Below are 26,485 nucleotides of genomic sequence, written 5' to 3' on the forward strand. Positions count from 1 at the left end.
GGGCCTGCAGTGGCAGGCCCTTGGCTGTGTGCGAGTGATGCAAGGCGTTACGCTTCAACCTTGTTGAGCCACTCCACCTTGTACTGGGCGCCGGCGCCCTGCGCCAGCTTGGCGCACAGAGGTTTCAAGAAGGCTTCAATCTGCTCGTCCAGCAGCCAGGGAGGGCTCACTATCAGCATGCCAGAGCCGTTCATGCCCCAGTCCTTGGTCTGGCCGGCCACTTCCAGCTCGGCCACCAGGACGTTGCCGAAGTTTTCCCGCTTGATGGCGCGCAGCATGTCGCGGGACTTGTCCACCTCTTCCCCCAGAATGGGATACCAGAGGGCGTAGATGCCGGTGGCCCAGCGCTTTTGCGCCTTTTTCAGGGTATCGACCACTGCGAAGTAATCTTCCTTCAGCTCATAGGGGGGGTCGATCAGCACCAGGCCGCGGCGCGGGGTGGGCGGCAGCAGGGCCACCAGCCCCTCAAAGCCATCGCGATGGTGCACGGCGACGCGGGGGTCGTAACCCATGTTGGCGAGCAGGTCCTCCACCTCGTTGTTGTGCAGCTCCATCAGTGCCAGCTTGTCCTGCTCGCGGGCGAGGCGGCGCGACAGCTCCGGCGAGCCGGGGTAGTAGCGCAACTGACCATCGCTGTTCATCTCCTCGATGACGCCGAGATAGGGGGCCATGGCAGACCACTGGGCCCGCTCGTCCCACAGCCGGCCGATGCCGTCGGCATATTCCGCCTTCTTCTGCGACCAGTCGCCGCGCAGGTCGTAGAGACCGCCACCGGCATGGGTGTCCAGCACGATGAAGGGTTTCTCCTTCTTCTTGAGGGACTCGATGATCAGGGCCTGGACGGCGTGTTTCAGCACGTCGGCGTGGTTGCCGGCGTGAAAGGCGTGGCGATAACTCAGCATATTAGGTCTCTGAGGGGGCCCTGCTGGGCCCCCAGTAACGATAGATAGTTCAACAGGTTGCGGCTGTCGCCGCGCACCAGGGTGAGGCTGCGCAGGGTCTGCAGCAGCACCCCTTGTTGCAGTCGCTCCAGCTCCAGCTCGTGGGCCAGCATGGCCTGATACTCCTGCTCGCCGAGCCGCGCCTTGGCGCTCGCTCGCAGGGTGCGCCAGGGGCCGAGCACCGCCTCGGTCTGCACCAGCGCCGGTTGCAGGTCGGTGAGATCCACCGGGATGCTGCTCTGATCAAGCCGGTGCAGCAACAGGGCCAGGTTGACGTTGCCCCCCAGTGCCTGCACGCTGAGCCAGTCCTGACTGCGCGCACCGTAGATTTCGCCGCTCCAGTGCCAGAAGTCGAGCGGGCCCGGCAGTTCGTGGGCGTCGATCCGCTCGCTCGTCATCAGCTGTTCGTCACGCAAGGAAGGCCTGCTCCATGGTTTCGAGCTCCTCACTGAGGCTCATCCACTCCAGCTCCACCCCTTCCAGCTCCTCCTTGATGGGGCCCTGGGACTTGAGCAGTTCGGAGAGCTTCTGCTTGGCGCTCTCTTCATAGATGGCGGGATCGGCCAGCTGCTCTTCCACCGCGGCCAGCTTGGCCTGCAGCTTCTCCATGCTGGTTTCGAGCTTCTCCAGCTTCTGGCGCAGTGGTCGGGTCGCTTGCCGGAACTCCGCCTCGCGCCGCTTCTGATCCTTGCGCGCCACCGCCGAGTTGGCGGAGACGACGCCGTCGTCCTGTTTGGCGTTGGCCTCTTTCTCCTGCTCGCCGAGCCACTTGTGGTAGTCGTCCAGATCGCCGTCGAAGGCCTCGACCCGGCCACCGTGCACCAGATAGAAGTCATCTGTGGTGGTACGCAGCAGGTGACGGTCGTGGGAGACCACCACCATGGCCCCCTCGAACCCTTGCAGCGCCATGGTCAGGGCGTGGCGCATCTCCAGATCCAGGTGGTTGGTCGGTTCATCCAGCAGCAGCAGGTTGGGTTTTTGCCAGGTGATGAGAGCCAGCACCAGTCGCGCCTTCTCGCCGCCGGAGAAGGGGGCCACCTTGTCCAGCGCCTTGTCACCGTGAAAGCCAAAGCTGCCCAGGTAGTTGCGCAGCTCCTGCTCGGTTTTGTCCGGCGCGAGGCGTACCAGATGATCGAGGGGGGAGTCATCCAGGCGCAGGGTCTCCAGCTGATGCTGGGCGAAGTAGCCGATGCTCACCCCGGCGCTCACTTCCAGCTTGCCGGAGAGCGGCGGGTTGGAACCCGCCAGCATCTTGATGAAGGTGGATTTGCCGGCGCCGTTGCGACCGAGCAGGCCGATGCGTGAACCGGGCACCAGGTTGAGTTTGATCTTCTCCAGGATCACCTTGTCGCCGTAACCGGCGCTGAGGTTCTCCATGGCAATCAGCGGGGTCGGCAGGGCCGACGGCTCGCGAAACTCGAAGCTGAACTCGGAGTCGGCGTGGGCGGGCAGGATCTTCTCCATCCGCTCCATGGCCTTCAATCGGCTCTGGGCTTGGCGTGCCTTGGAGGCCTTGTAGCGGAAGCGGTCCACATAGGATTGCATGTGGGCCATCTCCCGCTGCTGCTTCTCGTACATGGACTGCTGCTGGGCCAGGTGTTCGGCGCGCTGCAGTTCGAAGTCGGAGTAGCCGCCGCTGTATTCGTTGAGCTTGCCGTTCTCGATATGGATGATGCGAGTCACCACAGAGTCGAGGAAGTCACGGTCGTGAGAAATCAAGACGAGTGTGCCCTGATAGCCCTTGAGCCACTTCTCCAGCCAGATGACGGCGTCGAGATCCAGGTGGTTGGTCGGTTCATCGAGCAGCAGCAGATCGGAGCGGCAGAGCAGCGCCTGGGCGAGGTTCAGGCGCATGCGCCAGCCACCGGAGAAGCTGCGCACCGGCGAGCCAAGCTGCTCGTCGCCAAAGCCGAGGCCGTGCAACAGCTCGGCTGCGCGGGCGCGAATGCTGTAGGCGCCTATGGTGTCGAGCTTGCCGTGCAGCTCGGCCACCAGCAGACCGTTGTCATCCCGCTCGGCCTGGGCGAGCTCGGCCTCCAGCGCGCGGAACTCCTTGTCGCCGTCGATCACGTAGTCGAGGGCGGAGCAGTCCAGCGCCGGGGTCTCCTGTGCCACCCCGGCAATCTGCCAGCCGGCGGGCAGGCTGAAGCTGCCGCTGTCGATGGCCAGCTCGCCCCGTACCAGTGCAAAAAAGGTGGACTTGCCACAGCCGTTCTTGCCCACCAGACCCACTTTGTGGCCGGGGTGAATGGTGGCGGATGCGTTGTCCAGCAGCTTGCGGCCGCCGCGGATCAGTTCGATTTGACTGGCAACTATCATGGATTGGTCTGCTTGGCTCAAATGAAGGAGAAAAACTGGCGCGGATCTTACGTGAAATGGCGCCGGTTTGCACTTTAGGTACGGGCCTGCTACTGGCTGGCACCACAAAAACATGTCATAACAGAACTATCAAACAGTATGACGGTGGAGGCTAGCATGCTGCATATCAGGGACATCATGACGACCCGGGTCGCCACCGTATCCATGGACGACAGGTTGAGCGTCATCAAGGAGATCTTCGAGCAGGCCCACTTTCGCCACCTGCTGGTGCTGGAAGAGGAGGAACTGGTAGGAGTCATCTCCGATCGCGACCTGTTTCGCGCCATCAGCCCCTATCTCGACTCCGAGGCCGAGATGAGCCGCGACACCGAGACCCTCAACCGGCGCGCTCACCAGATCATGAGCCGCCACCCCATCACCATCGCCCCCCAGCTCACGGTGCGGGAAGGGGTCAAGCTGATGCTGGAGAAGAACGTCTCCTGCCTGCCGGTGCTCGAAAATGGCGCCCTGGTCGGCATCATCAGCTGGAAGGATCTGCTGCGCGCCGCTCTCGACAGCGACGCCTTCTAACCCGCCGGCACGGATTGCAAGAGAATGAAAAAGGGCTCCGCGGAGCCCTTTGTTGTTGGTCACAGGCGCCAGCCCCGTGTCAGGGCAGCGGCTCTACCAGCAGGATATGGGAGTCATGCCCCGTCACCCGCACCTTGCTGCCGGCGAGCAGGGGCTGGCTGCAGCGCACCGTCCAGGCAGTGTCGTCCAGGTGTACCCGGCTCATCCCCTGAGTCACGTCATCCAGCAGCACCAGCTCGCGCCCCAGATACCCCTGCATCCGCTCGTTGATGGGGGCGGCGGCATCCTGCTCCGATCGATCCCGGCGGTGCTGCCAGCGCCACCAGGCCCAGGTGGTGAGCAGGGATTGGAGGGCGAACAGCAGCAGCTGGGCCTGCCAGCCGAAGGGCCAGACCAGCAGCAGCAGGCCCACCTCCAGCGCGGCGATGCCGGTCCAGAGCAGAAAACCCACCGAGCCCAGCACCTCGATGGCCAGCAGCACGAAGCCGAGCCCCAGCCAGTGCCAGTGGGTCAGCCCCTCGAACAGGGCTGTCATGACTTGCCGCCCTTGCCATCCTTGAACAGCTCGGCCATGCCGGCCACGGCGCCGATCAGGCTGCCCGCCTCCAGCGGCATCATCACCACCTTGCTGTTGGGGCCTTCACCGATGCGGGCCAGCGCCTCTGTGTATTTCTGGGCCACGAAGTAGTTGATGGCCTGCAGATCCCCTTCGGCGATGGCTTTTGACACCATGTGGGTCGCCTTGGCTTCCGCTTCGGCGGCCCGCTCCCGCGCCTCGGCGGCGAGGAAGGCGGCTTGACGCTCACCCTCGGCTTTGAGGATCTGGGACTGCTTCTCCCCTTCCGCTTTCAGGATCTTGGACTGGCGCACCCCTTCGGCCTCCAGCACCTCGGCCCGTTTCTGGCGCTCGGCCTTCATCTGGGCGTTCATGGCCTCGACCAGCGCCAGCGGCGGACGTACATCCTTGATCTCGATCCGGGTCACCTTGATGCCCCAGGGGGCGGTGGCCGCATCCATGGTGCGCAGCAGTTTCTCGTTGATGGTGTCGCGCTGGGAGAGCATCTCGTCCAGCTCCATGGCGCCCAGCACGGTCCGCATGTTGGTCATGGTCAGGTTGCGGATGGCGCTGGTGAGATCGTTGACCTCGTAGCCCGCCTTGCGGGCGTCCACCACCTGCACGAAGCTGATGGCGTCTATGGTCACGTTGGCGTTGTCGCGGGAGATCACCTCTTGCGCCGGGATGTCCAGCACCTGCTCCATCATGATGATCTTGTGGCCGATGCGATCTATGTAGGGGATCAGCAGGTTGAGGCCGGGGGAGAGGGTGCGGGTGTAGCGGCCGAAGCGCTCCACGGTCCAGTTGTAACCCTGCGGCACTATCTTGATGCCGGCACTCAGGGTGAGAAGTACCAGAAACACGAAGATCCCCAGCACAATCAATGACTCATTCATCATTTAGCTCCTTATGAAACACTTTCACTAGCCTATGGCCTTGTGTACGGCACCACAAGCGCCTTTGTCATCATACGGCTTTGTTAATTACTAAAACGCATTAAAAAGCATTTTTTATTATTTTGAGGGATAAGCAGCCCTGCCTATAGTCGCCCCATATTAGTCGTGTTCCGAGGGATGGGCCGAAATGGATTATTTGCCGATGTTTGCCAAATTGGACGGTCGCCCGGTGCTGCTGGTGGGTGGGGGCGAAGTGGCCCTGCGCAAGGCGCGCCTGCTGCTGGCAGCCGGTGCCAGGCTGACCCTGGTCTCCCCCGAGCTGGAACCCGACTTCCATGAATTTGCCGGTCGCTTCACCCATCTGGCGGAGCGCTTCACCCCGGCCCATCTGGCCGGCCAGATCCTGGTGGTGGCCGCCACCGACGACCTCGAGGTGAACGCCCTGGTCTATCAGAGCGCCAACCAGCTCGGTCTGTTCGTCAACGTGGTGGACGACCCCAAGCGCTCCAGCTTTATCTTCCCCTCCATCATCGATCGCAGCCCCATCATGGTGGCCGTCTCCAGCGGCGGCAAGGCGCCTGTGCTGGTGCGCCTGCTGCGCGAGCGGCTGGAGAGTCTGCTGCCGCGCCACCTCGGTGGTCTGGCCGAGCTCTCCGGTCGGGTACGCGACCGGGCCAAGCGGGTGCTCTCTTCCATTTCCGACCGTCGTCGCTTCTGGGAGCGCGCCTTTGCCTCCAACACCCTGGCCGGTTTGATTGAGAAAGCCGATTGGCAGGGTGCCGAGCAGTGGCTAAACGAGGGGCTTGACCAAGCCCAGACCGAGGTGGGCGAGGTGGTGCTGGTAGGAGCGGGACCCGGCGATCCGGGCCTGCTGACCCTCAAGGCGCTGCAACAGATCCAACAGGCCGAGGTGGTGCTCTATGACCAGCTGGTCTCCGCCGAGATCCTCGAGCTGGTGCGCCGCGACGCCACCCTGGTGTCGGTCGGCAAGAAGGCCGGCGCCCACAGCGTGCCCCAGGAAGAGACCAATCGCCTGCTGGTGGAATACGCCAGGGCGGGCAACCGGGTGGTGCGGCTCAAGGGGGGCGATCCCTTCATGTTCGGCCGTGGCGGCGAGGAGCTGGAAGTGCTGGCAGAGGAGGGCATCCCCTTCTCCGTGGTGCCCGGCATCACGGCCGCCGCCGGTGCCACCGCCTATGCGGGCATTCCGCTCACTCACCGCGACCATGCCCAGAGCGCCGTCTTTATCACGGGCCACTGCCAGAAGGAGGGCAAGGAGCCCGACTGGCAGCAGCTCGCCGCCACCAGCCAGACCCTGGTCATCTACATGGGGCTGATGCGCTCCGAGCATATCCAGCAGCAGCTGGTGAACCATGGCCGCAGCAGCGCCACCCCCATCGCCATCATCGAGCGCGGCACCACGGCGCGGCAGCGGGTACTGACCGGCACCTTGGCGGAGCTGGCCGAGCTGGCCGCCCAGGCGGTGAGCCCGTCCCTTATCGTCATCGGCGAGGTGGTTGCCCTGCGCAAACAGCTGGCCTGGTTTGGCGAGACGGCGCAGGGGCAGGGGGCCGACAGCGGCCACGAGCTCAAGCTGGTGAGCCTGGCCTGAGGCCGAGACAGCAATCGATTTGACGGTGCTGCCACGGCGGCACCGACCTGAACCAACACCGCGCCCTGACCAGGCGCGTCAGCAATGAACCGAGGACCCAGACATGGACCGTGAAAGACTGACCCACTTGCAGCAGCTGGAAGCCGAGAGCATCCACATCATCCGCGAGGTGGCTGCCGAATTTGAAAACCCGGTGATGATGTACTCCATCGGCAAGGACTCCTCCGTCATGCTGCACCTGGCCCGCAAGGCCTTCTATCCGGGCAAGATCCCGTTCCCCTTGCTGCACGTCGACACAGACTGGAAGTTCAAGGAGATGATCAAGTTCCGCGACGAGACCGCCAGGAAATACGGGCTGGATCTCATCGTCCACAAGAACCCGGAAGGGCTCGCCATGGGCATCAACCCCTTCGTGCACGGCAGCGGCAAGCACACCGACATCATGAAGACCGAGGGGCTCAAGCAGGCGCTCAACAAATACGGCTTCGATGCCGCCTTCGGTGGTGCCCGCCGCGACGAGGAGAAGTCCCGTGCCAAGGAGCGGGTCTACTCCTTCCGCGACAAGTCCCACCGCTGGGATCCGAAGAACCAGCGTCCCGAGCTGTGGCGCGTCTACAACAGCCAGGTCAACAAGGGTGAGAGCATCCGGGTCTTCCCGCTCTCCAACTGGACCGAGCTGGACATCTGGCAATACATCTATCTCGAGAACATCGACATAGTGCCGCTCTACTTCGCCGCTCATCGCCCTGTGGTGGAGCGCAATGGCATCAAGATCATGGTGGATGACGAGCGCATGCCCATCGGCCCGGAAGATGAAGTGAAGCAGGAGCTGGTGCGCTTTCGCACCCTCGGTTGCTACCCGCTGACCGGGGCCATCGAATCCAATGCCACCACCTTGCCGGAGATCATCGAAGAGATGCTGATCACCACCTCGAGCGAGCGGCAAGGGCGGCTCATCGACCACGATCAGGCCGGCTCCATGGAGCAGAAGAAGCGTCAGGGCTATTTCTAAAAAAATGTTCTAAGGAATCGCAACATGAACAACCACATTCAGACCGCCATCAGCGAACAGGGCATTGAAGCCTACCTGCACGCCCAGCAGCACAAGAGCCTGCTGCGTTTTCTCACCTGCGGCAGCGTGGACGACGGCAAGAGCACCCTCATCGGCCGCCTGCTGCACGATTCCCAGCAGATCTATGAAGATCAGCTCAAAGCGCTGGAATCCGACAGCCAGAAGCTTGGCACCACCGGAGAGAAGCTGGACCTGGCGCTGCTGGTGGACGGTCTGCAGGCGGAGCGCGAGCAGGGCATCACCATCGACGTGGCCTACCGCTATTTCTCCACCGCCAAGCGCAAATTTATCATCTCGGACACCCCGGGCCACGAGCAGTACACCCGCAACATGGCCACCGGCGCCTCCACCTGCGATCTGGCCATCATATTGATCGACGCCCGCAAGGGGGTGCTGGATCAGACCCGTCGCCACAGCTTTATCGCGAGCCTGCTCGGCATCAAGCAGTTCGTGGTGGCGGTCAACAAGATGGATCTGGTGGAGTTCAGCCAGGAGGTGTTCGAGCGCATCAGCTTGGAGTATCGCGAATTTGCCAAGAAGCTCAGCGTCGACACCATCCATATCGTGCCGGTCTCGGCGCTGGACGGTGACAACGTGGTGAACCCAAGCGACAAGCTGGCCTGGTATCAGGGCGAGACCCTGCTCTCCTTGCTGGAGTCTGCGGAAGTGGAGCGCGAGCTGGAGCGTCACCCGGTGCGCCTGCCGGTGCAGTACGTGAACCGCCCCAACCTCGATTTTCGCGGCTTCGCAGGCACGCTGGCCTCCGGCATCCTGCGGGTGGGCGACAAGCTGGCGGTGCTGCCGTCCGGCAAGGAGAGCACTGTGACTCGCATCGTCACCTTCGACGGGGATCTGGAGTACGCCCTGCCGGGTCAGGCCATCACGGTCACCTTCGCGGACGAAATTGACATCAGCCGCGGCGACTTGCTGGTGGACGCGGCGAAAAAGCCCCAGGTGACCCAGAACGTGCTGGCTCACATCGTCTGGATGGGGGAGGAGTCCCTGCAACCGGGCCGGGTCTATGACGTCAAGCTGGCCACCAAGAAGAGCCGCGGTCAGGTGGAGGCCATCCGCCACCGCATCGAGATCAACAAGCTCGACGAGCTGCCGGCCTCCGAGCTCAAGCTCAACGAGATCGGCCTGTGCGAATTCAGCCTGACCGACCCGGTGGCGTTCGACCCGTACCAGGAGATCCGCGATACCGGCAGCTTTATCCTGATCGACCGGCTGACCAACGTCACCGTCGGTGCCGGCATGATAGTGGAAGGGCTGGCGACCAAGGTTATGGCAGGGCAATACAGCGAGTTCGAAGTGGAACTCAACGCCCTGGTGCGCAAGCACTTCCCCCACTGGCAGGCGCTGACCATCAGCAACGATTCCGGCAAGGAGTAAGCCCATGACCTGGCAACAATCCCTGGTGCTGGGTCTGCTGGCTGCCCTCGTCGCCCTGCTGATCCAGGGCAAACTCCGGCCGGCGCTGCTCTTCTCAGGCGCCGTGCTCATCACCTACCTGAGCGGCCTGGCGGACATCAACGCCGTGGTGGCGGGCTACACCAACAGCGCCCTGCTGACCCTGGTGCTGCTGCTGCTGGTGTCGCTCGCGGTGGAGAAGACCCGGGTCATGAGCTGGTTTGCCAACCTGGTGGGCACCGGCTCCTTCAACAAGGTGCTGGTGAAGGTGTGGTTTTCCACCGCCTTCCTGTCGGCGTTCGTCAACAACACCGCCGTGGTGGCGTCCATGCTGGGGGCGGTCAAACGCAACCCCAACCATGCGCCCTCCCGGCTGCTGTTGCCCATGTGCTTCGCGGCGACCTTTGGCGGCGTGCTGACCCTGATCGGCACCTCCACCAACCTCATCGTCAACAGCTTCCTCATCAAGATGGGGGCCAAGCCGCTCGGCATGTTCGACTTCTTCATGGTGGGGGCGGGGACCCTGCTGACCGGCCTCATCGCCGTGTTGCTGTTTGCCCGCCACCTGCCGGAGCAGGATACCGAGATGAGCCGGGAATCCGGCTATTTTCTCGAGGCCAAGGTGGGCCCCGGCTCCCCCATGGCCGGGCGCAGCGTCAAGGAGAACGGCCTGCGCAGCCTGAAAAGCCTCTATCTTGCCGAGATCATCCGGGGCAATCAGGTGATCTGCCCGGTGCAGCCGGAACACGAGCTGCATGAGGGGGACATGCTGCTGTTTTGCGGCGACGTGGAGAGCGTCGGCGTGCTGCAGGAGCTCAAGGGGCTGGATCTCTACGGCCAGCACCGGCTCAACGGCCAGCACCTGGTGGAGGTGATCGTCAGCCACAGCTCGCGGCTGGTGGGTCAGACCATCAAGGATGCGGAGTTTCGCACCCACTTCGATGCGGTGGTGCTGGCGGTGCGCCGGGGCGAGACCCAGCTCACCGGCGGCCTCGGCCAGATTGAATTGCACGCAGGGGACACCTTGCTGCTGGCCCCCGGCCCCAAGTTTGCGGGCAACAAGTCCCTCTCCCGCGAGTTCGTGGTGGTGAGCGGGCTGGAGGCCTCCACCCGGCTCGATGCCACGCGCAGCGCCGCCGTGGTGGCGGGGTTCCTTGGGGTGCTGACCCTGTCGGTGCTCGATCTGGTGCCGCTGTTCAAGGGCTTGCTGGTGATGCTGGTGGTGCTGCTGTTCTCCCGCATCCTGACGTTGGACGAGATCCGCCGCCGCTTTCCGCTGGATATCTGGCTGGTGGTGGGCGGGGCGCTGGCCATCGCCGATCAGCTGGAAAAGAGCGGCCTGGCCAAGCTCATCGCCGACTGGCTGATGGGGGAGTTCAACGGTGCCAGCCCCATCATCGCCTTTATCGGCATCTACCTGTTTACCCTGGTGCTGACCGAGCTGATGAGCAACAACGCCGCGGCCGCGCTGGCCTTCCCCATGGGTTACCAGCTGGCGCTCAGCATGGATGTCTCCACCATGCCGTTCATTCTGGCGGTGCTGTTCGGGGCCAGCTCCAGCTTTATCCTGCCCTACGGCTACCAGACCAACCTGATGGTCTATGCGGCGGGCAACTACAAGATGCCGGATTACCTTAAATTAGCCCTGCCGGTCTCCCTGGCCTACAGCATCGGGGTGATCGTCATGGTGCCCCTGCTGTTTCCGTTTTAAGGCGGCGCAACTGGGCTTCGCAGGGAATAGGAATACACGACGACCGTGGCCTCCGTCAGTGGCGAGTGGCCAGAGGCTGGGCTCCTGAGAGCCAGACCGTTTCAGCATTGAGGCGCGCGCGCCAAGCAAGGAGTTTTGGATGAGCAATATCGTGTGGCATCAGCATGCCGTGGGCAAAGAGCGTAGGGCCGAGCAGAAGGGGCAGAAGCCCCTGGTGATCTGGTTTACCGGGCTCTCCGGGGCGGGTAAATCTACTCTGGCGGGAGCCTTGGAGCAGGCGCTGGCCGCGCAAGGCAAGCACACCTATCTGCTGGATGGGGACAATGTGCGCCACGGCCTCTGTGGCGATCTGGGCTTCGATGATGCCGCCCGTCAGGAGAATATCCGCCGGGTCGGCGAGGTTGCGAAACTGATGGTGGATGCGGGACTTATCGTGCTCACCGCCTTTATCTCGCCGTTCCGTGCCGAGCGGGAGCTGGTGCGCAATCTCGTGGGTGAAGGGGAGTTTGTCGAGGTGTTTGTCGATGCTCCGCTCGCCGTGTGCGAAGAGCGCGATCCCAAGGGGCTATATAAAAAGGCGCGGGCGGGGGAGATCACGAATTTTACCGGCATCGATTCCGCCTATGAGGCCCCCGAGCAGCCGGAAATCCATCTGCTCAACGCCGGCAAGCCAGTGGAGGTGCTGGTGGATGAGTTGCTGACTGCTCTAAGACTGCGGGGGGGAATCGATTGAGGTTGATTGCCTAGACGGATTATTGATAAACAAGGGGGCGTTTGCCCCCTTTTTATTTACCTATTTTCCGCAACGATTTACGTGTTGCGGCCATTTATCCGTTGAGCGTTTGTTAGATCCTGGGGTGCAATAAGAACAACTCATTGCACAGTCAAGCGTGAAAGTCACTCAGTCGGGCTTCAGGCCTATGACTGATGCACCTTTTATGAGCCTGGTATTTGAAATACTTCAAGAACAGTTAGTTTGCCAACATACAGAAGCTCTGTTCTTCCGTTTCCACCATATCCATTCCAATAATTTCTCGCTCGTTCTAAAGTTATTTCGGTAAGCTCAGTGTCTTGGAAAAGATGACATTCATTAGCTTGAAAAGGTTCACTCTCAAGCTCAACTTGAACTATTCTAGGTTTTTTTCTATCTGTTAGTCGTTGGCTCCAAGAAACCGCCTCTTCATAGGAAGATGCTAGCCATATACAATTTAATCTTGATGGTAGATGTGGAAACTCAGAACTTCTAATATTCTCAAAGTGTGTCTCACGATGAAACTGTATAAAGTCATCAAGTAGCGAGTGAGCAAATTTAGCTATCGTCTTAGGGTCACTAATTTCTGGGTGTTCTTTGTATTGGCCTCTTTGAACTCCGTCGAAAAACTTCAGTAGTGGTATTTCCTTTTCGCCAACTGTGATATGCTTCTGCCTGTTTAATATGCTTTTATAGTATGGGTTAAATTCTTTTGATGACAGTTCAATGACATCCCCAACTTCCAGGTTTTTTTGAGGTGAATATTGTGAAATATGATTAACATGAAAGTATTTCATCTGTTGCTTGAATAGTGTTTAATGAGGTGTAATGCTGTATTGATTGGATTGTCAATTGCAGTTATTTGTTGCCAAGTCTTCTCTGCCATTCCAGACCAAAAACTGGTTGTCGACGCATACTCTTGCAAAAACCATCCAATCCTGGATATATGTTTGAGGAGTTTATGTTCATTTTATTCAGCTTTTGAAGCCCCGCTAACCTTTGTTTGGCTGGTATTATAATCTTGATTGCATCAGAGTCTTTTATGTCGTAGTCATTCAAAATTTTCCCATGGCTTACATCAAGCGTGTTCGTTGCAACAAATAAGCCTTGCTGTGACAGTAAACGATGATTGGAAAACATAGGCTCAAATGCGAAGAGACATGGATTATCTTTTCCATTTATAGGGTCAAGTATTCTTGAGTATACTTCGAGTAGATTGCTCCCGAAATATTCATCGTCATAATTTCGAATGGCATTATGATTAATACAATAAACGGCAGCATTTTCCTCGCCGAATTCCAAAGCAAAAAACAATGCTACATAGGGAGAAAATGAAAAATCTAAGAGCCTTGTAGGAGCCCCATGATGTTGCATCAACGAAAGCCAACTAAGAATGTCTTCAGGTTGTGGGAAGTGGTCTAGATACAAATGAGCATTACACTTGAAACGTTCTATCATCACTTTTTCATGCTCAATTCGATTAAGCTTCTTCTCATTTCCACTTTTCAGTTTATGTATTAACTGGGCTTCTTTAAATGCGCGGTGCAATGAACTCTCAAGAGCCCATTCAGAGCAAGACTGGCCTCTAAAAATCCATTTGCGAAAATGTTTTGTACCGACGATTTTGTCAAATTCACTCCAGTTTGTTATCGTTCTACTTTGCATCGTATCTCCTGGCTGTAACGCAGCTCTCTACGGAAAATCTGTCCCATAGCAGCGCCTTGTTAAATGTATTATTTTAGCAACCGCTTTTTCTCTATATACGCTAGCAGTGCTGTGCCTTTTTGTGTTATCGAAAATCGTCTCCACATAACACTAGCAACTTTTTCGTTTAGCACGAGACCGTGGATTTGTAGCTTTGGTGCCACATTGAAATACAAAAATGACATTACCTCTGTAGTTTGAGCCTTATTAGTGACACCAGTAACAAAGGATTCTTTTTGACCAAGGAATATACTTAATAGAGACTTAATAGTATCTTCTTCGCCGTCCGTAAGACTAGAAGGTATTTTAACTTCAGTTACCTCTAGAATTTTTATTAACTCTTCAAAATCTGCGTCATCACCTTTTGACTTTGATGGCTTGCTAATTTTTTCTCAGCGCTTTCTAGCTTTTGTTTTAGTTCGTCATTCTCTTTGTTTAGTCTCGAGATTTCATCGAGAAGGGACTGAGAGTTAACAATTTCATCTGATGATACCCACCCCTTCAAGTCACGGCTGGATGCAAAGTCAGATAGACTTTCATAGACACAAAGCCGAATATCTTTCTCATCAGAAAAAAATGAAGATATATTGGAAAGAACTTTATCCCTAAACATGGATAGTTGCTTAGGGTTTTCCTTTTCCATCAAGTGTGTTCCAGATTGCTTTACTCTTTCCTCAAGTGCATCATCTTTAAGAACGACAGCAAAAAGTGGCTTTTCTAACTCTAAAGCATAGTCATACTCTAGTTCCGTATAGCTCACCCCAGTTGTTGGCTCAACACTTCCGTAACGTCCACCCAAAATAAGCATGTACACATCAGATTCATCAATCCACCTGCGTATTGTTTCCATTTGGGATTTGTCACCAGAGGTAAAAAGCTCCATCCCAGCTGGGATATGACCTGCCTTCAATATCGCGCTGACTGCAGCTTGCCGATCAATTTTTAGATCTTCATAGGTTGAAGATACGAACACTTGAAGTTTTTTCTTCATAAATTGTCTCTGAAAATTTAACCGTGATTATATGGAAGGCGGTACTAACACGTTAGTGCCGCCCTCCGTATAAGTCCGTTCCGCCCGGATAATCGAATTAAAAAAGTAAATTTTAAATAAATGCGTTACCAGCTAGGTTCTGCAGTTGAACGTGTTCGCTTGACGTCCTCTTTTAGCGCTTCTATTACCACCGAAGAAAGAAACAGTAAGGGAGTTGGCTGTGGAAATCATCGGCAAGGCTACCGCCCCTGAATTCCAGCCTCCAGTCTGCTGCTCCTTCCCTGTGGTGTGGCTCCGGTCTGGTACATGGCTGACTCCGACAAGAGGGGATCTGATGCCATGTTACCGAACGGAGCTGGTTAGGGAAGGGGGAGTGAGTGATTTCTCGGGCAAGATCAATAAATTGAGCTGCCTTGGGGGGGCGGGCGATAGGGGTATCTCAGCGTCCGTACTTTCTCAATGCTCGCTGCGTATTTGGGCGGGGGGAATGAACTGCGGGATGCCACTCTGTTGAATGAGTTGCAGAGCAGATGCCAAGGTAATGACATCAAGGCCGGGTCAGTGATGGTATGGGCATCCCGGCCCGGTCAGATCTGCGTTTCCCACCAGAGATAAATGGGCCCGCTGCCGGTGACGACAGGGGCCCTTTTTTGTGGTTAGCGCACGGTCTCGGGATCAGCGGGCCAGCACCACTTGGCCGGCGGGGCTGGGATTGACGACTTGTGGAGAGGCGGGTTGCTGCTGGAACTGGCGTACCAGCCGATCCAGGTCACTCAGCTGTCGTACCAGCTGGTTGATGCCGTGGACGGCATGCTGGCTGCCGACGCTGGAGTCATCGGCTAGGGTCTTGATGCTGAGCACGTTGCGGTCGATGTCGGCGGTAACCTGGGACTGCTCCTGCACGGCCTGGGCTATCTGGCTGCTGCCGGAGGCGACCTGCTGCAACATGCTGTTGATCTGCTGCAGTATGGTACCGGTGGCGGAGGCCTTCTGCTGGCAGCTGGCAGAGAGATCCCCCCCCTTTTCCATCGCCTGCTCGGCGTTGGCCGCGCTGGTTTGCAGCAGGTTGATCATCTTCTGGATCTCGCCGGTGGAGGACTGGGTCTTGATGGCCAGGGATCTGATCTCGTCCGCCACCACCGAGAAACCGCGGCCCGCCTCACCGGCACGGGCCGCCTCGATGGCCGCATTGAGGGCCAGCAGGTTGGTCTGGTTGGCGATGCTGTTGATGACATCGAGGATGCCGTCGATATCCCGGCATTGGGTCGCCAGGGTGTGGATCACCGTCTTGGAGGTGGCGATCTCGCCGTGCATCCCCTCGACCGCCCCTATGGTCTCCTGCACGCTGCGGTTGCCCTCCCGGAACAGGTCGGCGGTTTCATCCAGCAGGTCGGAGGCGGCGGTGGAGCTGTGGGACACCTCGCGGATCGACTCGGCCATCTGGGTGATGGCGGTGGCGACCTGATTGGTCTCGGCCTGTTGTTGCTGCAGGTTGCTGGTGATGGATTCGGCATTGCGCAGATCGCCTTCGGCCGAGTGCAGGATCCGGCTGCAGGTCTGCTGGGTGCGCGCCAGCACGGCGTTGAACTCGGCCTGATTCATCAGCATGGCGAGCTCGATGGCGGCGATGTTGTCGACCTTGTTGGTGTAGAGCAGCTGCATCAGCGGGTTGTCGAAGCGGCTGCGGGCCAGCTTGTCGAGCTTGCCGAGGCGACGGCTCAGGGCCTGGGTGATCATGGCCGCCAGCAGCAAAGGCAGCACGGCCAGGGTCAGCAGCCAGCCGGAGGCCTGCTCATACCCCAGCGCCATCATGGCCACCAGGCTCGGCAGCAGGCAGAGGGTGATTGCCAGCGTGTGGGAGAAGGCCGGCAGCCTGAGAGCCAGCGGCGCCTTGTCGGCGCGCAGCCCGGCATAGATGCGCTCGGCCCGCTGCTTGATCTCCTCACTGGGGGCGGTACGCACCGATTGATACTCCACCACCTTGCCGCTGGCATCCTTGATCGGCGTGACGAAGGCGCTGACCCAGTAGTGATCGCCGTTCTTGCAGCGATTCTTCACAGGGCCCATCCAGCTCTTGCCGGCCCGGATATGGTGCCAGAGGTCGGCGAAGGCCTGCTTGGGCATGTCTGGATGGCGCACCAGATTGTGATGCTCCCCCTGCAGCTCCTCCAGCGTGAAGCCGGCAATCTGGCAGAACTCCTCGTTGGCGTAGGTGATGCGGCTCTCCAGATCCGTGGTGGAGATGAGGTGCTGGTGTTCGGGATAGCGACGCTCATGCTGGGTGACAGGCTGATTGACTCTCATGGTGTGCTCCGAAACCGGGTTGTGGGGAAGGAGTCATCACCAATGCAAGGGCTGCACCAGCGGGGGTGAAAATCGTCGATCATGCGGCACTCATGCGGCACGGCGGGGGGCGATGACCGGTGGCGAGCGGATCTGCGGGCGCGGGGCTGACGAGTCAGAGGCGGCGGATTTGCATTTCAGGAACCGTTTTGGCAACGGCGGCGCCATTTCGCGAGCGGCGGCGGGAGGCGCAAAACAGCGGAGCCCTGACGGGCTCCGGAGGATCAGGGGGTCGGTTCGGCCGGGGCCGGTTCAGGCCCGGCGGGCGGGGTCAGCATCATGGTCTCGATCTGCAGCCCCTGCACCAGCACGGTTTTCAGATCCTGCAGATACTCTTCCAGCGGCGGCTCCTGCAGCAGCTGGGCGAGCTCGTTGCCGACCGGGGTCAACCGGTAGTAGAGCAGGGTGATGTTGGTCTGCTTGCGCTGCAGGCGCCAGCGCTGATCGCCGAACTCCAGCTCCACCCCGTCGGCGGGCAGCGGGCCGGACTCCAGCTCGCCGCGGTGCAGCAGGCCGAGCTCGAACAGCTGCAGCAGGGCGTTGTAGGGGATGCGGTACTTGCCAAGGCCGAGCCGGGTCACCCGGGCGCGGCTGAGCAGGCTGGCCCCCTTGTGCAGCCCCAGCAGCAGGCGCTGCTCGTCGCTGCCCACGTAGTGGCAGGAGAGGGAGCAGATGCGCTGGAACAGCTGGGCCTCGCGCTGGGTCATCTCCTTGAGGGTGGTGAGCGCTCGGATGGAGAAGCGGCCCGGGGTGGCGATCTCGATGGCGAAGATGCGGCCCCACAACTGCTGCATGGGCACCATGCTGATGTCTTCCGCCAGTTGCAGGAAGTGGGTCAGCCAGTCGCTGTCCATCTCGCCGCCGGCGGCGGTCTCTTCGCAGTGGCGGGAGGCCATCACCATGATGGACTCCAGGTTGCGCTGGCGGGCGGCCTGATCCGCCAGCTGGCGAAAGGCGGCGCGCTGCTCGAAGGTGCTGTCGCTGTTGCGGGTGAGCATGCCGTCGATGCCGCGGCTGCGGGCCAGGCGCAGGGTCTGCTCCTGGCTGCTCAGGATGGAACTCTCTTTCTTGGGCGGGGGCAGGTCAGCCATGCTGGCTCCGTGATCGCAAGGTCTAGCCTTGAATGTTACTCCAACCGGGATGGCGGGCAATCCCTCAGGCAGGGGCTGGCCGGGTTCTTGCCGTCGCGGATAACAAAACGGCCTCCCGTGGGAGGCCGTGCGTGCCTGGTTACTGCTCTTCGTAGACGCTGACCTCGACCGCCTCCAGCGAATAGGAGGCGGTGGCCATCTCGTGACTGGAGCTGACCGTGCGCATCTTGCCCTTCACCCAGATGGCGTCCCACAGGTCGTCCACCGGCGCCCCCTTGGGGTAGCTCACATAGACCACCTGGTTGGTGGGCGGGGGCGGCACATGGATGCAGGCGCCGAAGTAGGGCACCAGCAGGAAGGCGGTGATCTTCTTGGCGTCCCCCTCCAGCGGTACCACGAAACCCGGGATACGCACCTCTTGGTTGTCCAGCTTCTTGTTGACCCCGCCCACCGGCTGGGGCACTGAGGCAAGATTGCCATCGTGGCTCACCTGGGGTGGGGGCAGCAGTTTTTCACCTTCCGGAATGAGCACGTCCCAGTCGATGGTCTTGTAGTCGGCGGCCATGGCCGGCAGCGTCAGCAGGGCGGCCAGCAGCGCCACGATTTTCCACTTCATCATCTGTCCTTCTCGTTTCTTATGGGCGCCTGGCTAGACGCGAATGCTCATGCCATCGCTCAGGCTGTAGCGATAGGCGCGGGCGGCGGGCAACAGGCCTATCACCATGCCGGCCAGCCAGACCAGCCCCAGCAGTTGCCACTCGTGGGCGCTTGGCAGCCCCAGGCTCAATTGCAGGCCATAGTGACCGAGCAGCCAGGGGGTGGCAAGGGCTTGGCCCAGGTAGAGCGCGGCCACCCCGAGCGCGATGCCGGCAGTGGTGAGGGCCATCGCCTCCAGCGCCAGCAGCAGGAACAGGTGGGAGGGGCCGGCGCCGAGGGAGCGCAAGATGGCAAGCTCACGGCGCCGCTCGTTGAGGCCGGCCAGCAGGGTGGTCAGCATGCCGATGAGGCCTGCCACCACCACGAAGCCGGCGATCACCGACAGCGCCGTCTCCGCCACGCTCATCAGGCTCCACAGCTCCTGCAGGGCGGCCCCCGGCAGGATCGCCATCAGCGGCTCTCCCCGGTAGGTGTTGACGCTGCGCTGCAGCTGGAACGCCAGGATCCGGTTGCTGAGCCCCACCATGAAGGCGGTGATGGTCTTGGGGGTGAGATCCTGTGCCAGCGCCTGTTCGGCAGTCACGTTCTTGCTGTGACGGCCGGTGTCCCAGCCCAGGTGGATCGCCTCGATGCCGGCCAGCGGCACGTGGATGGTGCGATCGATGGGGGTACCGGTCGGTGCCAGGATCCCCACCACCTTGAACGGCAGGTTGTCGTGCTGGCTGAACGAGGTATTGCCGGCGCCGTGTGCGATGACAATGGACTGTCCCAGGTGATAGCCGAGCTTCTCTGCCACCTGGGCGCCGAGTACCGCCTCGAACGGCGTCTCGAATGCTCGCCCTTCGCGCATGACCAGTGCCTGCTGCTGGCCATATTTGAGGTGGGTGAAGTAGTCGCCATTGGTGCCAAGCACTCGAAACCCCTTGTGGGAGTCACCAAGGGAAAGCGGGATGGTCCAGGCGATGCCGCGTTGGTTCTTGATGGCCTGATAGGCATCCCAGCCCACGTTGTTGGTGGGATTGCCGATGCGAAACACCGAGTAGAGCAGCAGGTTCACCTGGCCGGAGCGGGCGCCGACGATGAGGTCCGTGCCCGACACCGTGTTGGCGAAGCTCTCGCGCGCCTGATTGCGCACTCGCTCCACCCCGAGCAGCAGGGTGACACTGATGGCGACCGCCAGCAGGGTGAGCCCGGCGGTGAGGCGGCGGGCCCAGAGGCTTTGCAGGGCGAGTTTCAGCATGTTGCCCTCCTGTTCAGTTGTTGCAGGTTTTCCACCCGCGGGAAGAGCGGCTCGAGATAGGGGTCGTGGCTGACGAAGACCAGGGTCGAGCCCTGCTTGTCGCACTCCTCGAACAGCAGCTTGATGAAGGCGGCCCGGTTGTCGGTATCGAGCGCCGAGGTGGGCTCGTCGGCGATCACCAGCGGCGGCGAGCCGATCAGCGCGCGGGCGGCGGCCACCCGCTGCTGCTGGCCGATGCTGAGGGCATGGACTGGCCTGTGCAGCGCCTCCTCGGGCAGTTGCAATTCCCGCAGCAGGCGGCGCGCCTCGTCGGCCGGGCTGCCCTGCAGCCGGGCCCGCTTCTCGGGGGAGAAGGTGAGGGCGCTGGTGACGTTGTCCTGCACGGATAAAAACGGCAGCAGGTTGAACTGCTGGAAGATGTAACCCAGATTGGCCGCCCGGAAGTGGTCACGGGCCCGGCCAGAGAGCCGGGCCAGCGGTTGGCCCAGCACCTCCAGGGTGCCGTGGTTGGCGGTCTGGATCCCGGCCAGCAGGCCGAGCAGGGTCGACTTGCCCGAACCGGACGGTCCCTTGATGAACACCCGTTCCCCCTCGCCGATGGTGAGGGCGGGAAGATCGAGTACAACCTCGTGACCCGGCCAGGCAAAGGCCAGATCGCGGATCTCAACCACGGCATTTTTCATGGCGTTACCAGCTCAGTTTGTTGGCGGAGGGGGTCAGCTCGGCCGCGGTCTGGCCGCTGGGCAGGATGCCCTGCACGCTCAGCTTCTCCAGGCTCGGATAGACGCTGAACAGGGTGGCTTCCAGCCCGGTCAGTTTGGCTGGCTCCGCGCAGGTGTAGGTGTACATGGCACCCATGTCGGCGTGACCGGCATCGTCGTGCTGGTGTTCGTTGTGCTTGCCGTCAGACTTCTGGTGGTCATGGTCATGGTCATGGTCATGGTCATGGTCATGGTCATGGTCATGGTCATGGTCATGGTCATGGTCGTGATCTTCCTTGGCGGCCTGCAACGCCTGCTGGGTCAGCGTGCAGCCGGCGGCCGGGTCGAAGCGCAGCAGGGCATCGGGTTGCTTGAGCTGGGCCACGGCCTTGGCGTATTGCGCCTTCTCTTCATCGCTCTTGGCGGCGTGCTCGAAGCCCACCAGATCGGCGGCGGGGGCCTGCAGCTCGATCATCAGCTGGTTGCCGTCGAGCACCAGGTTGAGGTGGCCGTGGCCGTGTTCGTGGGCACCGTGGCCGTGACTGTCGTGTTCATCGTGGTTTGCCTGCACGCCAAATGCGGCGGCCGCCAGTAACAGGGTGACTGCTTTCATCGTTAATCCTTTGAAAAATTTATTGAAAAATGGATTTAGCCGGATAAGCGATGAAGCAGTGGCGGCGCGCGGATGCGGCACTGGCCTGAGGGGGTGGCATGAGGATTGGGCAAGGCTGCGTCAAGTAGCTTGCCGATGACGACCTGTGAAGAGGGGATGACCGGGGTTGGGGTGAGTGCCAGCTTGCCATCCAGATGCAGGGCGCAGAGGACGCAGGCGTGGTTGTGGCCGGGCAGGTCGGCTTCCAGCGGATGCTGTGCCAGCACCGGTTGCAACCACAACCAGCCCAGCAGCAGCAACCAGATTTTCAGCTTGGTACGACCCATAGACCCCTATCAAAGGGGCGCCATCAGCGCCCCTTTTCTCTGGCTTAGAGATGGGACTGGATGAGCCCCATCACGGTAGCGATATTGTTGGCATCGAGCTGACCGTCCTTGACGAACAGCACCTTGCCCTCTTTGTCCAGCAGGATGATGGCCGAGCTTTCCGGCGCCAGATCCCAGGCGTTGCGGGCCATGCCCTTGGCATCCAGCACCATGGCGGACCAGGGGAATTCCTTCTTGCTGTCTTCGGCACTGCTCTTCACGAAGCCGGAGGTGCCCCAGATGGCGTCATTGCTGTTGATGATGGTGACGGTCTGATACTTGTCGTGGGGCAGCTTGGCCGCCTTGATCGCTTCGATCATGGGGGCGTTGAGCTCCTTGGCGCTGGAGCGACCGGCGATGTGCTGGATCAGAAAGACCTTGCCGGTCAGTACCTTGCTTTGCCAGGGCTGATAGCCGATCTCTTTCTCTTTCAGTACCAGCTCACCCTTGTCGCCGATGTTGACCAGCGGCACCTGGGCCGACTCCTTGATGTTGTGAGCCAGGGCCAGCGTTGGCAGCAGCGCCAGAGTAAGTACGAGATGTTTCATCCTGATGACACTCCTTTTGTTATGTTATAACGATTTTTGCATTGAGGGAATGGGGCCGAACTCATCCTAAACTGATCGGATCTGTTTAAAAAGTGTTAAATAAAAGCCGGCATTGAGGTGTTCGACTGCCCGCCAGCACGGGGGCTGGCGGACAAAGGCGGCCAGGATGGCACGCAGTCAATAAAAATCAATTGCTTATAAACTGGTTTGAGGAGTCTGGCCGCGCTCTGCAGCCAGACTTGAGGAAGGGGATAGGCCTCAGTAGAGCGGTTCGCTCACCAGCGGGATCTTGGCCATGGTCATCTGCTGGGCCAGCAGGGGAGAGCCGGTCAGCAGAATGTGGCGCTGATTGCCGATCACCACTGTATCCCCTTTCAGGCCGCTGTCGGCGGTGATGGCCAGCCAGGCTGGCGAGACGCTGCCAATGCTGATGTTCGGGTAGATGATGCTGAGCATGTATTGGGGGGCCAGCTCGGCCAAGAGGCTTGCCATCAACAGTGCCTTCTCGTCACTGTCCGCCTTGTTGCTCTGCAAGGCTTGCAGCGGCGGCGCGAAGTGGTCCATCTGCTCGGGCGGAGTGGGAATGCCGCTCAGCCACTCCTGCAGCAGGCCGACGCTGGTGGCGAGATCCTTGGCCAGGAACTGTTTCGCCAGGGGCCTCAGGTCACCTTTGAACTGGTAGAACAGCTGGGAATAGTTGGGGCGCACGCAGGGCAGCTTGCGGTTGGCGGGGTGAACGCAGGGCACCACCCGCATCTGATAGAAGGCGTCGTCCTGATATTGCTGATAGGCCTGCCAAAACAGGGTCGACTCCATGCTGTCGTCGTGCAGGGTGAAGGCCTGCTCCAGATTGCGAAACTTGGTGGCAGTCTCCGGGCTGGTCTGATTGATAAGGTTGATGCTGTTGTAGAGCCGCGGGCTGATGTAGGAGTAGAGGGTCTCCAGCGGATAGTTGAGGGAGGCATCGAGCAGGGTCATCTCGTGGCGGCTGGCGGCGATGACCCGCTCGTCTGCGTTCAGTTGCAGATGCTTCTGCTGACCGTCGCTCGATTGCCACTGCCAGCTCAGGGTGACCTCGTTGGCCCCGGCCATGGACGCGAACACTAGACTCAACAACAGACCTTGTGCCAGTTTCATGATGTGCATCCTGCTCGGGGTGATAATAAACAACTAGGTGAGCTGGCCGATTTTGGATGAGTCCGGCATTTGTGATTTTGATAACAGATTGATCGGGCTTTTAATTTAATTCTGGAAATAAGTCATGCAGGAAACCGTCATGAAGCGAATCACACCCTTGTTGCTGCTGTTGGCCACGCTGCCGGCCGCGGCGGGGCCTGTCATCGTCAACCAGGGAATGTCCAGCGCGGATACCTTTGCCCTGCGCGACAAGCTGGCGAAGAAACATGAGTGGCAGGAGTGGCTGCGCTTTCAGCAGGCCATCAAGTGGCTGGAGGTGCTGCCGGTGAACTGCGAGCTGATGAGCGATGCTGGCGGTAGTTATCGCTGCGGGGGGAATTACTATCGGCCTTATCAGCAGGATGGACGTGACATCTATATACAGGGGGATCCCAGCGGTGTGACGCCGGGTCAGCCCCAGCAACAGCCCGTGAAAAAGGCGCCCTGAGGCGCCTTTTTCACGAAGGTTACGCTTACTTGGCAGCGTAACGCTCGGCAGAGCTCTTGATCTCTGCTTCGGCAGCGGCCTTGTCGCCCCAGCCTTCAACCTTGACCCACTTGCCAGCTTCCAGCTCTTTGTAGCGCTCGAAGAAGTGCTGGATCTGGGCGCGCAGCAGCTCGGGCAGATCGTTCACATCCTGGATGTGGTCGTACTGCTTGGTCAGCTTGGAGTGCGGAACGGCCACGATCTTGGCGTCTTCGCCAGATTCGTCGGTCATCTTCAGCACGCCAACCGGGCGGCAGCGAATGACGGAGCCGGCCAGCAGCGGGTAGGGAGTCGGAACCAGCACGTCAACCGGATCACCATCCAGAGACAGGGTGGCGTTCACGTAGCCGTAGTTGCACGGATAGAACATCGGGGTAGACATGAAGCGATCAACGAAGATGGCACCGCTGTCCTTGTCGACTTCGTATTTGATCGGGTCGGCGTTCTGCGGGATTTCGATGATGACGTAGATGTCGTCGGGCAGGCTCTTGCCAGCCGGTACCAGATTCAGGCTCATGACGTTTCCTTTGAGTGTTGGAGTCAAGTTTGCAGGCCGATATTATAGCGATGTCGCGTCAAATGACCATATTTCAGGGCCACTGCGACAGAGTTGGTGGATACCGTGCAGCTTGGGTCTGCCAAATTGCCGTCACCTTGTTAGAATGCGCACTTCCCTTTACTGCGAAAGGAAGCGGTATGCATATTCACATTCTCGGGATCTGCGGCACCTTCATGGGTGGTCTGGCGGTGTTGGCAAAACAGCTTGGTTATCGGGTCACCGGCTCTGACGCCAACGTCTATCCCCCCATGAGTACCCAGCTCGAGCAACAGGGCATCGAACTGACCGAAGGCTACGATCCTTCCCAGCTCGATCCGGCGCCGGATCTGGTGGTGGTCGGCAACGCCATGAGCCGCGGCAACCCCTGTGTGGAGTATGTGCTGGATCGCAATCTGCCCTACATCTCCGGCCCCCAGTGGCTGCTGGAACACGTGCTGCAGGATCGCTGGGTGCTGGCCGTCGCCGGCACCCACGGCAAGACCACCACCGCCAGCATGCTGGCCTGGGTACTGGAATACGCCAAGCTGGAGCCCGGTTTCCTCATCGGCGGCGTGCCCGGCAACTTCCCGGTCTCCGCCCGTCTCGGCTCGGCTCCCTTCTTTGTCATCGAGGCGGACGAGTATGACTGCGCCTTCTTCGACAAGCGCTCCAAGTTCGTTCACTACCACCCGCGTACCCTGGTGATGAACAACCTGGAGTTCGACCACGCGGATATCTTCCCAGATCTCGCCGCCATCCAGCGTCAGTTCCACCACCTGATGCGCACCGTGCCGAGCAACGGTCGAGTGCTCTTCCCCAAGGGGGACGAGAACCTGGCCGCCGTGCGCAAGATGGGCTGCTGGAGCGAAGTGGAGCTGGTGGGTCAGGACGATGCCAAGTGGAAGGCGGTCAAGCTGGCCGACGACGGCTCTGCCTTCGAGGTGTGGCTGGATGGGGTGAAGCAGGGCGAGGTGCACTGGGAGTGCATCGGCGAGCACAACGTCAACAACGGCCTGATGGCCATCGCCGCCGCCCGCCATGCCGGTGTCATGGTGGAGCACGGCATTGCGGCCCTCTGCCAGTTCAAGTCTCCCAAGCGGCGGATGGAGCTCAAGGGGGAAGTGGCCGGCATCAGCATCTATGACGACTTCGCCCACCACCCCACCGCCATTGAAACCACCCTCGGCGGCCTGCGTGCCAAGGTGGGCAAGGCCCGCATCCTGGCGGTGCTGGAGCCCCGCTCCAACACCATGAAGCTGGGAGTGCACAAGGAAGAGCTGGCTGGCTGCTTCGACGGCGCCGACGAGGTGTTCTTCTTCCAGCCGCCCAACATCGGCTGGGATCTCGGCGAGGTGACCGCCCACATGACCCGACCGGCCAAGGTGTTCAACGATCTGGAGACCCTGATCAACCGGCTGGTGGCCGAGTGCCGCGATGGCGATCATATTCTGATCATGAGCAACGGCGGCTTCGGCGGCATTCATGACAAGCTGATCGCCCGCCTCAAGGACTATCACGGCCAGCTATGAACAAAGCGATCACCCTGGCGCTGACCGGTGCCTCCGGCGCCCCCTATGCCCTGCGCCTGCTGGAATGCCTGGTGCAGGCGGACTATCGGGTTTATCTGCTCGCCTCCTCGGCGGCTCGTGTGGTGCTCAAGACCGAGCAGCAGCAGGAGTGGCCGGGCTCGCCAAAAGAGCTCTCTGCCTACCTCTGTCGCCAATATGGCGCCAAGGAGGGGCAGATCGTCGCCTGTGGCAAGGAGGAGTGGTTCTCGCCGGTGGCTTCGGGCTCGGCAGCGCCCAAGCAGATGGTGGTCTGCCCCTGCTCCATGGGCACCGTCTCGGCCATTGCCAACGGCACCTCCGACAACCTGCTGGAGCGGGCGGCGGACGTGGTGATCAAGGAGCGTGGCCAGCTCATTCTGGTGCCCCGCGAGAGCCCCTTCTCGGCGATCCACCTGGAGAACATGCTGAAACTGGCCCGCCTTGGCGTGACCATCATGCCGGCGGCGCCGGGCTTTTATCATGAGCCAAAAAGCATCGCGGATCTGGTGGACTTCATGGTGGCGCGGATCCTCGATCATCTGGGGATCGAGCACGCACTGACCCGCCGCTGGGGCTACGACAAAGGGTGAGATGAGCGGATAGCGGACAAACAAAAGCGGCGCCGACCTGAACAGTTCGGCGCCGC

Annotated in this window: 27 protein-coding genes; 9 read left to right on the top strand and 18 right to left on the bottom strand. The window is 60.4% G+C overall.

Going from position 1 to position 26,485, the window contains the following annotated elements; all coding sequences use genetic code 11:
- Window positions 1-47: 47 nt before the first annotated feature.
- The 3 genes from ACB033_RS20995 to ACB033_RS21005 are packed head-to-tail and all read right to left on the bottom strand — an operon-like array spanning window position 48 to window position 3,260.
- Window positions 48-902 (bottom strand): 23S rRNA (adenine(2030)-N(6))-methyltransferase RlmJ, encoded by an 855-nt coding sequence (locus ACB033_RS20995; RefSeq protein WP_371140725.1) that lies wholly within the window; start codon window positions 900-902, stop codon window positions 48-50.
- A complete protein-coding gene (locus ACB033_RS21000; RefSeq protein WP_162519835.1) occupies window positions 896-1,357 on the bottom strand; it encodes a DUF2390 domain-containing protein in 462 nt (153 codons plus the stop codon). The genes ACB033_RS20995 and ACB033_RS21000 overlap by 7 nt, the downstream gene beginning before the upstream one ends.
- Entirely contained in the window at window positions 1,350-3,260 is a 1,911-nt protein-coding gene (locus ACB033_RS21005) for an ABC transporter ATP-binding protein (RefSeq protein ID WP_054543459.1), read from the bottom strand. The genes ACB033_RS21000 and ACB033_RS21005 overlap by 8 nt, the downstream gene beginning before the upstream one ends.
- Window positions 3,261-3,416: 156 nt before the next feature.
- Here ACB033_RS21005 and ACB033_RS21010 point away from each other — a divergent pair, with 156 nt between their 5' ends.
- Window positions 3,417-3,830, top strand: a complete 414-nt coding sequence (locus tag ACB033_RS21010) for a CBS domain-containing protein (RefSeq protein ID WP_005304756.1) — start codon at window positions 3,417-3,419, stop codon at window positions 3,828-3,830.
- Between the two features lie 79 nt (window positions 3,831-3,909).
- On the opposite strand, the gene ACB033_RS21015 is transcribed toward ACB033_RS21010, so the two are convergent.
- Entirely contained in the window at window positions 3,910-4,365 is a 456-nt protein-coding gene (locus ACB033_RS21015) for an NfeD family protein (protein WP_005304753.1), read from the bottom strand.
- On the bottom strand, window positions 4,362-5,282 hold the full coding sequence (locus ACB033_RS21020; protein WP_005304750.1) for an SPFH domain-containing protein: 921 nt from the start codon (window positions 5,280-5,282) through the stop codon (window positions 4,362-4,364). The genes ACB033_RS21015 and ACB033_RS21020 overlap by 4 nt, the downstream gene beginning before the upstream one ends.
- A 187-nt stretch (window positions 5,283-5,469) precedes the next feature.
- On the opposite strand from ACB033_RS21020, the gene cysG reads away from it, so the two are divergent.
- The 5 genes from cysG to cysC all read left to right on the top strand — a co-directional run bounded on the left by cysG (window position 5,470) and on the right by cysC (window position 11,820).
- Window positions 5,470-6,894 carry a siroheme synthase CysG gene (cysG, locus tag ACB033_RS21025; protein WP_139724822.1) on the top strand — a complete coding sequence of 475 codons (1,425 nt, stop codon included), beginning with the start codon at window positions 5,470-5,472 and terminating at the stop codon, window positions 6,892-6,894.
- A 103-nt stretch (window positions 6,895-6,997) separates the two neighbouring features.
- Window positions 6,998-7,906, top strand: a complete 909-nt coding sequence (gene cysD, locus ACB033_RS21030) for a sulfate adenylyltransferase subunit CysD (protein WP_065017848.1) — start codon at window positions 6,998-7,000, stop codon at window positions 7,904-7,906.
- A gap of 24 nt (window positions 7,907-7,930) precedes the next feature.
- Window positions 7,931-9,358 (top strand): sulfate adenylyltransferase subunit CysN, encoded by a 1,428-nt coding sequence (cysN, locus tag ACB033_RS21035; RefSeq protein ID WP_139724820.1) that lies wholly within the window; start codon window positions 7,931-7,933, stop codon window positions 9,356-9,358.
- Window positions 9,359-9,362: 4 nt separating this feature from the next.
- Window positions 9,363-11,087 carry an SLC13 family permease gene (locus ACB033_RS21040; RefSeq protein ID WP_010636237.1) on the top strand — a complete coding sequence of 575 codons (1,725 nt, stop codon included), beginning with the start codon at window positions 9,363-9,365 and terminating at the stop codon, window positions 11,085-11,087.
- A gap of 139 nt (window positions 11,088-11,226) precedes the next feature.
- Window positions 11,227-11,820 (top strand): adenylyl-sulfate kinase, encoded by a 594-nt coding sequence (gene cysC / locus ACB033_RS21045; protein ID WP_139724818.1) that lies wholly within the window; start codon window positions 11,227-11,229, stop codon window positions 11,818-11,820.
- Between the two features lie 203 nt (window positions 11,821-12,023).
- Here cysC and ACB033_RS21050 read toward each other — a convergent pair whose 3' ends face one another.
- The 12 genes from ACB033_RS21050 to ACB033_RS21105 form a co-directional block, all read right to left on the bottom strand.
- On the bottom strand, window positions 12,024-12,635 hold the full coding sequence (locus ACB033_RS21050; protein WP_139724816.1) for a DUF2441 domain-containing protein: 612 nt from the start codon (window positions 12,633-12,635) through the stop codon (window positions 12,024-12,026).
- Window positions 12,636-12,696: 61 nt separating this feature from the next.
- Window positions 12,697-13,503 (bottom strand): FRG domain-containing protein, encoded by an 807-nt coding sequence (locus ACB033_RS21055; protein ID WP_139724814.1) that lies wholly within the window; start codon window positions 13,501-13,503, stop codon window positions 12,697-12,699.
- 373 nt (window positions 13,504-13,876) lie between these two features.
- Window positions 13,877-14,533 carry a DUF4062 domain-containing protein gene (locus ACB033_RS21060; RefSeq protein WP_371140726.1) on the bottom strand — a complete coding sequence of 219 codons (657 nt, stop codon included), beginning with the start codon at window positions 14,531-14,533 and terminating at the stop codon, window positions 13,877-13,879.
- Window positions 14,534-15,208: 675 nt separating this feature from the next.
- Complete coding sequence (locus tag ACB033_RS21065; RefSeq protein WP_139726204.1) at window positions 15,209-16,837, bottom strand: PAS domain-containing methyl-accepting chemotaxis protein; 1,629 nt, start codon at window positions 16,835-16,837, stop codon at window positions 15,209-15,211.
- A gap of 263 nt (window positions 16,838-17,100) precedes the next feature.
- Entirely contained in the window at window positions 17,101-17,967 is an 867-nt protein-coding gene (locus ACB033_RS21070) for a TIGR03899 family protein (RefSeq protein WP_017781524.1), read from the bottom strand.
- Between the two features lie 139 nt (window positions 17,968-18,106).
- On the bottom strand, window positions 18,107-18,586 hold the full coding sequence (locus ACB033_RS21075; RefSeq protein WP_017787621.1) for a DUF3299 domain-containing protein: 480 nt from the start codon (window positions 18,584-18,586) through the stop codon (window positions 18,107-18,109).
- A 30-nt stretch (window positions 18,587-18,616) separates the two neighbouring features.
- Complete coding sequence (locus ACB033_RS21080; protein WP_139726205.1) at window positions 18,617-19,864, bottom strand: ABC transporter permease; 1,248 nt, start codon at window positions 19,862-19,864, stop codon at window positions 18,617-18,619.
- A complete protein-coding gene (locus ACB033_RS21085; RefSeq protein WP_017780513.1) occupies window positions 19,858-20,547 on the bottom strand; it encodes an ABC transporter ATP-binding protein in 690 nt (229 codons plus the stop codon). The genes ACB033_RS21080 and ACB033_RS21085 overlap by 7 nt, the downstream gene beginning before the upstream one ends.
- A gap of 4 nt (window positions 20,548-20,551) precedes the next feature.
- The gene (locus ACB033_RS21090) at window positions 20,552-21,178 is read right to left on the bottom strand and encodes a DUF2796 domain-containing protein (protein WP_371140727.1); all 627 of its coding nucleotides are present in this window, start codon (window positions 21,176-21,178) and stop codon (window positions 20,552-20,554) included.
- Window positions 21,179-21,213: 35 nt separating this feature from the next.
- Window positions 21,214-21,504 (bottom strand): hypothetical protein, encoded by a 291-nt coding sequence (locus ACB033_RS21095; protein ID WP_139726207.1) that lies wholly within the window; start codon window positions 21,502-21,504, stop codon window positions 21,214-21,216.
- Window positions 21,505-21,548: 44 nt separating this feature from the next.
- Window positions 21,549-22,091 (bottom strand): YtfJ family protein, encoded by a 543-nt coding sequence (locus ACB033_RS21100; RefSeq protein ID WP_010636247.1) that lies wholly within the window; start codon window positions 22,089-22,091, stop codon window positions 21,549-21,551.
- A 258-nt stretch (window positions 22,092-22,349) separates the two neighbouring features.
- The gene (locus tag ACB033_RS21105; RefSeq protein WP_019840510.1) at window positions 22,350-23,228 is read right to left on the bottom strand and encodes a hypothetical protein; all 879 of its coding nucleotides are present in this window, start codon (window positions 23,226-23,228) and stop codon (window positions 22,350-22,352) included.
- A gap of 124 nt (window positions 23,229-23,352) precedes the next feature.
- On the opposite strand from ACB033_RS21105, the gene ACB033_RS21110 reads away from it, so the two are divergent.
- Window positions 23,353-23,715: a hypothetical protein gene (locus ACB033_RS21110; protein WP_162519965.1), complete on the top strand. Its 363-nt coding sequence runs from the start codon at window positions 23,353-23,355 to the stop codon at window positions 23,713-23,715.
- A gap of 25 nt (window positions 23,716-23,740) precedes the next feature.
- Here the strand turns inward: ACB033_RS21110 and ppa are convergent, their stop codons facing one another.
- Window positions 23,741-24,271, bottom strand: coding sequence for an inorganic diphosphatase (gene ppa / locus ACB033_RS21115; RefSeq protein ID WP_005304649.1), 531 nt, complete (start codon window positions 24,269-24,271; stop codon window positions 23,741-23,743).
- Window positions 24,272-24,450: 179 nt separating this feature from the next.
- Between ppa and mpl the strand changes: the two genes are divergently transcribed.
- Together mpl and ACB033_RS21125 are read left to right on the top strand one after the other, a co-directional pair.
- A complete protein-coding gene (gene mpl / locus ACB033_RS21120) occupies window positions 24,451-25,821 on the top strand; it encodes a UDP-N-acetylmuramate:L-alanyl-gamma-D-glutamyl-meso-diaminopimelate ligase (RefSeq protein WP_005304646.1) in 1,371 nt (456 codons plus the stop codon).
- Window positions 25,818-26,429: a flavin prenyltransferase UbiX gene (locus tag ACB033_RS21125; RefSeq protein ID WP_139726209.1), complete on the top strand. Its 612-nt coding sequence runs from the start codon at window positions 25,818-25,820 to the stop codon at window positions 26,427-26,429. Before mpl ends, ACB033_RS21125 begins: the two co-directional genes overlap by 4 nt.
- Window positions 26,430-26,485: the final 56 nt, after the last annotated feature.

Origin of the sequence: Aeromonas sp. S15(2024) (genome assembly GCF_041402265.1) — a bacterium.
GTDB classification, from domain to species: Bacteria; Pseudomonadota; Gammaproteobacteria; order Enterobacterales; family Aeromonadaceae; genus Aeromonas; species Aeromonas dhakensis.

Bases quoted from the DNA above. Each gene is read 5' to 3' on its own strand.
- ACB033_RS21125 (WP_139726209.1), top strand. From the start codon at position 25,818: ATGAACAAAGCGATCACCCTGGCGCTGACCGGTGCCTCCGGCGCCCCC.
- ACB033_RS21070 (WP_017781524.1), bottom strand. From the start codon at position 17,967: ATGGCTGACCTGCCCCCGCCCAAGAAAGAGAGTTCCATCCTGAGCAGC.
- ACB033_RS21075 (WP_017787621.1), bottom strand. From the start codon at position 18,586: ATGATGAAGTGGAAAATCGTGGCGCTGCTGGCCGCCCTGCTGACGCTG.
- ACB033_RS21085 (WP_017780513.1), bottom strand. From the start codon at position 20,547: ATGAAAAATGCCGTGGTTGAGATCCGCGATCTGGCCTTTGCCTGGCCG.
- ACB033_RS21100 (WP_010636247.1), bottom strand. From the start codon at position 22,091: ATGAAACATCTCGTACTTACTCTGGCGCTGCTGCCAACGCTGGCCCTG.
- ACB033_RS21105 (WP_019840510.1), bottom strand. From the start codon at position 23,228: ATGAAACTGGCACAAGGTCTGTTGTTGAGTCTAGTGTTCGCGTCCATG.
- ACB033_RS21090 (WP_371140727.1), bottom strand. From the start codon at position 21,178: ATGAAAGCAGTCACCCTGTTACTGGCGGCCGCCGCATTTGGCGTGCAG.
- cysD (WP_065017848.1), top strand. From the start codon at position 6,998: ATGGACCGTGAAAGACTGACCCACTTGCAGCAGCTGGAAGCCGAGAGC.
- ACB033_RS21005 (WP_054543459.1), bottom strand. From the start codon at position 3,260: ATGATAGTTGCCAGTCAAATCGAACTGATCCGCGGCGGCCGCAAGCTG.
- ACB033_RS21050 (WP_139724816.1), bottom strand. From the start codon at position 12,635: ATGAAATACTTTCATGTTAATCATATTTCACAATATTCACCTCAAAAA.
- ACB033_RS21110 (WP_162519965.1), top strand. From the start codon at position 23,353: ATGCAGGAAACCGTCATGAAGCGAATCACACCCTTGTTGCTGCTGTTG.
- cysN (WP_139724820.1), top strand. From the start codon at position 7,931: ATGAACAACCACATTCAGACCGCCATCAGCGAACAGGGCATTGAAGCC.
- ACB033_RS21065 (WP_139726204.1), bottom strand. From the start codon at position 16,837: ATGAGAGTCAATCAGCCTGTCACCCAGCATGAGCGTCGCTATCCCGAA.
- cysG (WP_139724822.1), top strand. From the start codon at position 5,470: ATGGATTATTTGCCGATGTTTGCCAAATTGGACGGTCGCCCGGTGCTG.
- ACB033_RS21060 (WP_371140726.1), bottom strand. From the start codon at position 14,533: ATGAAGAAAAAACTTCAAGTGTTCGTATCTTCAACCTATGAAGATCTA.
- ACB033_RS20995 (WP_371140725.1), bottom strand. From the start codon at position 902: ATGCTGAGTTATCGCCACGCCTTTCACGCCGGCAACCACGCCGACGTG.
- ACB033_RS21055 (WP_139724814.1), bottom strand. From the start codon at position 13,503: ATGCAAAGTAGAACGATAACAAACTGGAGTGAATTTGACAAAATCGTC.
- mpl (WP_005304646.1), top strand. From the start codon at position 24,451: ATGCATATTCACATTCTCGGGATCTGCGGCACCTTCATGGGTGGTCTG.
- ACB033_RS21010 (WP_005304756.1), top strand. From the start codon at position 3,417: ATGCTGCATATCAGGGACATCATGACGACCCGGGTCGCCACCGTATCC.
- ACB033_RS21080 (WP_139726205.1), bottom strand. From the start codon at position 19,864: ATGCTGAAACTCGCCCTGCAAAGCCTCTGGGCCCGCCGCCTCACCGCC.
- ACB033_RS21095 (WP_139726207.1), bottom strand. From the start codon at position 21,504: ATGGGTCGTACCAAGCTGAAAATCTGGTTGCTGCTGCTGGGCTGGTTG.
- ACB033_RS21020 (WP_005304750.1), bottom strand. From the start codon at position 5,282: ATGAATGAGTCATTGATTGTGCTGGGGATCTTCGTGTTTCTGGTACTT.
- ACB033_RS21015 (WP_005304753.1), bottom strand. From the start codon at position 4,365: ATGACAGCCCTGTTCGAGGGGCTGACCCACTGGCACTGGCTGGGGCTC.
- ppa (WP_005304649.1), bottom strand. From the start codon at position 24,271: ATGAGCCTGAATCTGGTACCGGCTGGCAAGAGCCTGCCCGACGACATC.
- cysC (WP_139724818.1), top strand. From the start codon at position 11,227: ATGAGCAATATCGTGTGGCATCAGCATGCCGTGGGCAAAGAGCGTAGG.
- ACB033_RS21040 (WP_010636237.1), top strand. From the start codon at position 9,363: ATGACCTGGCAACAATCCCTGGTGCTGGGTCTGCTGGCTGCCCTCGTC.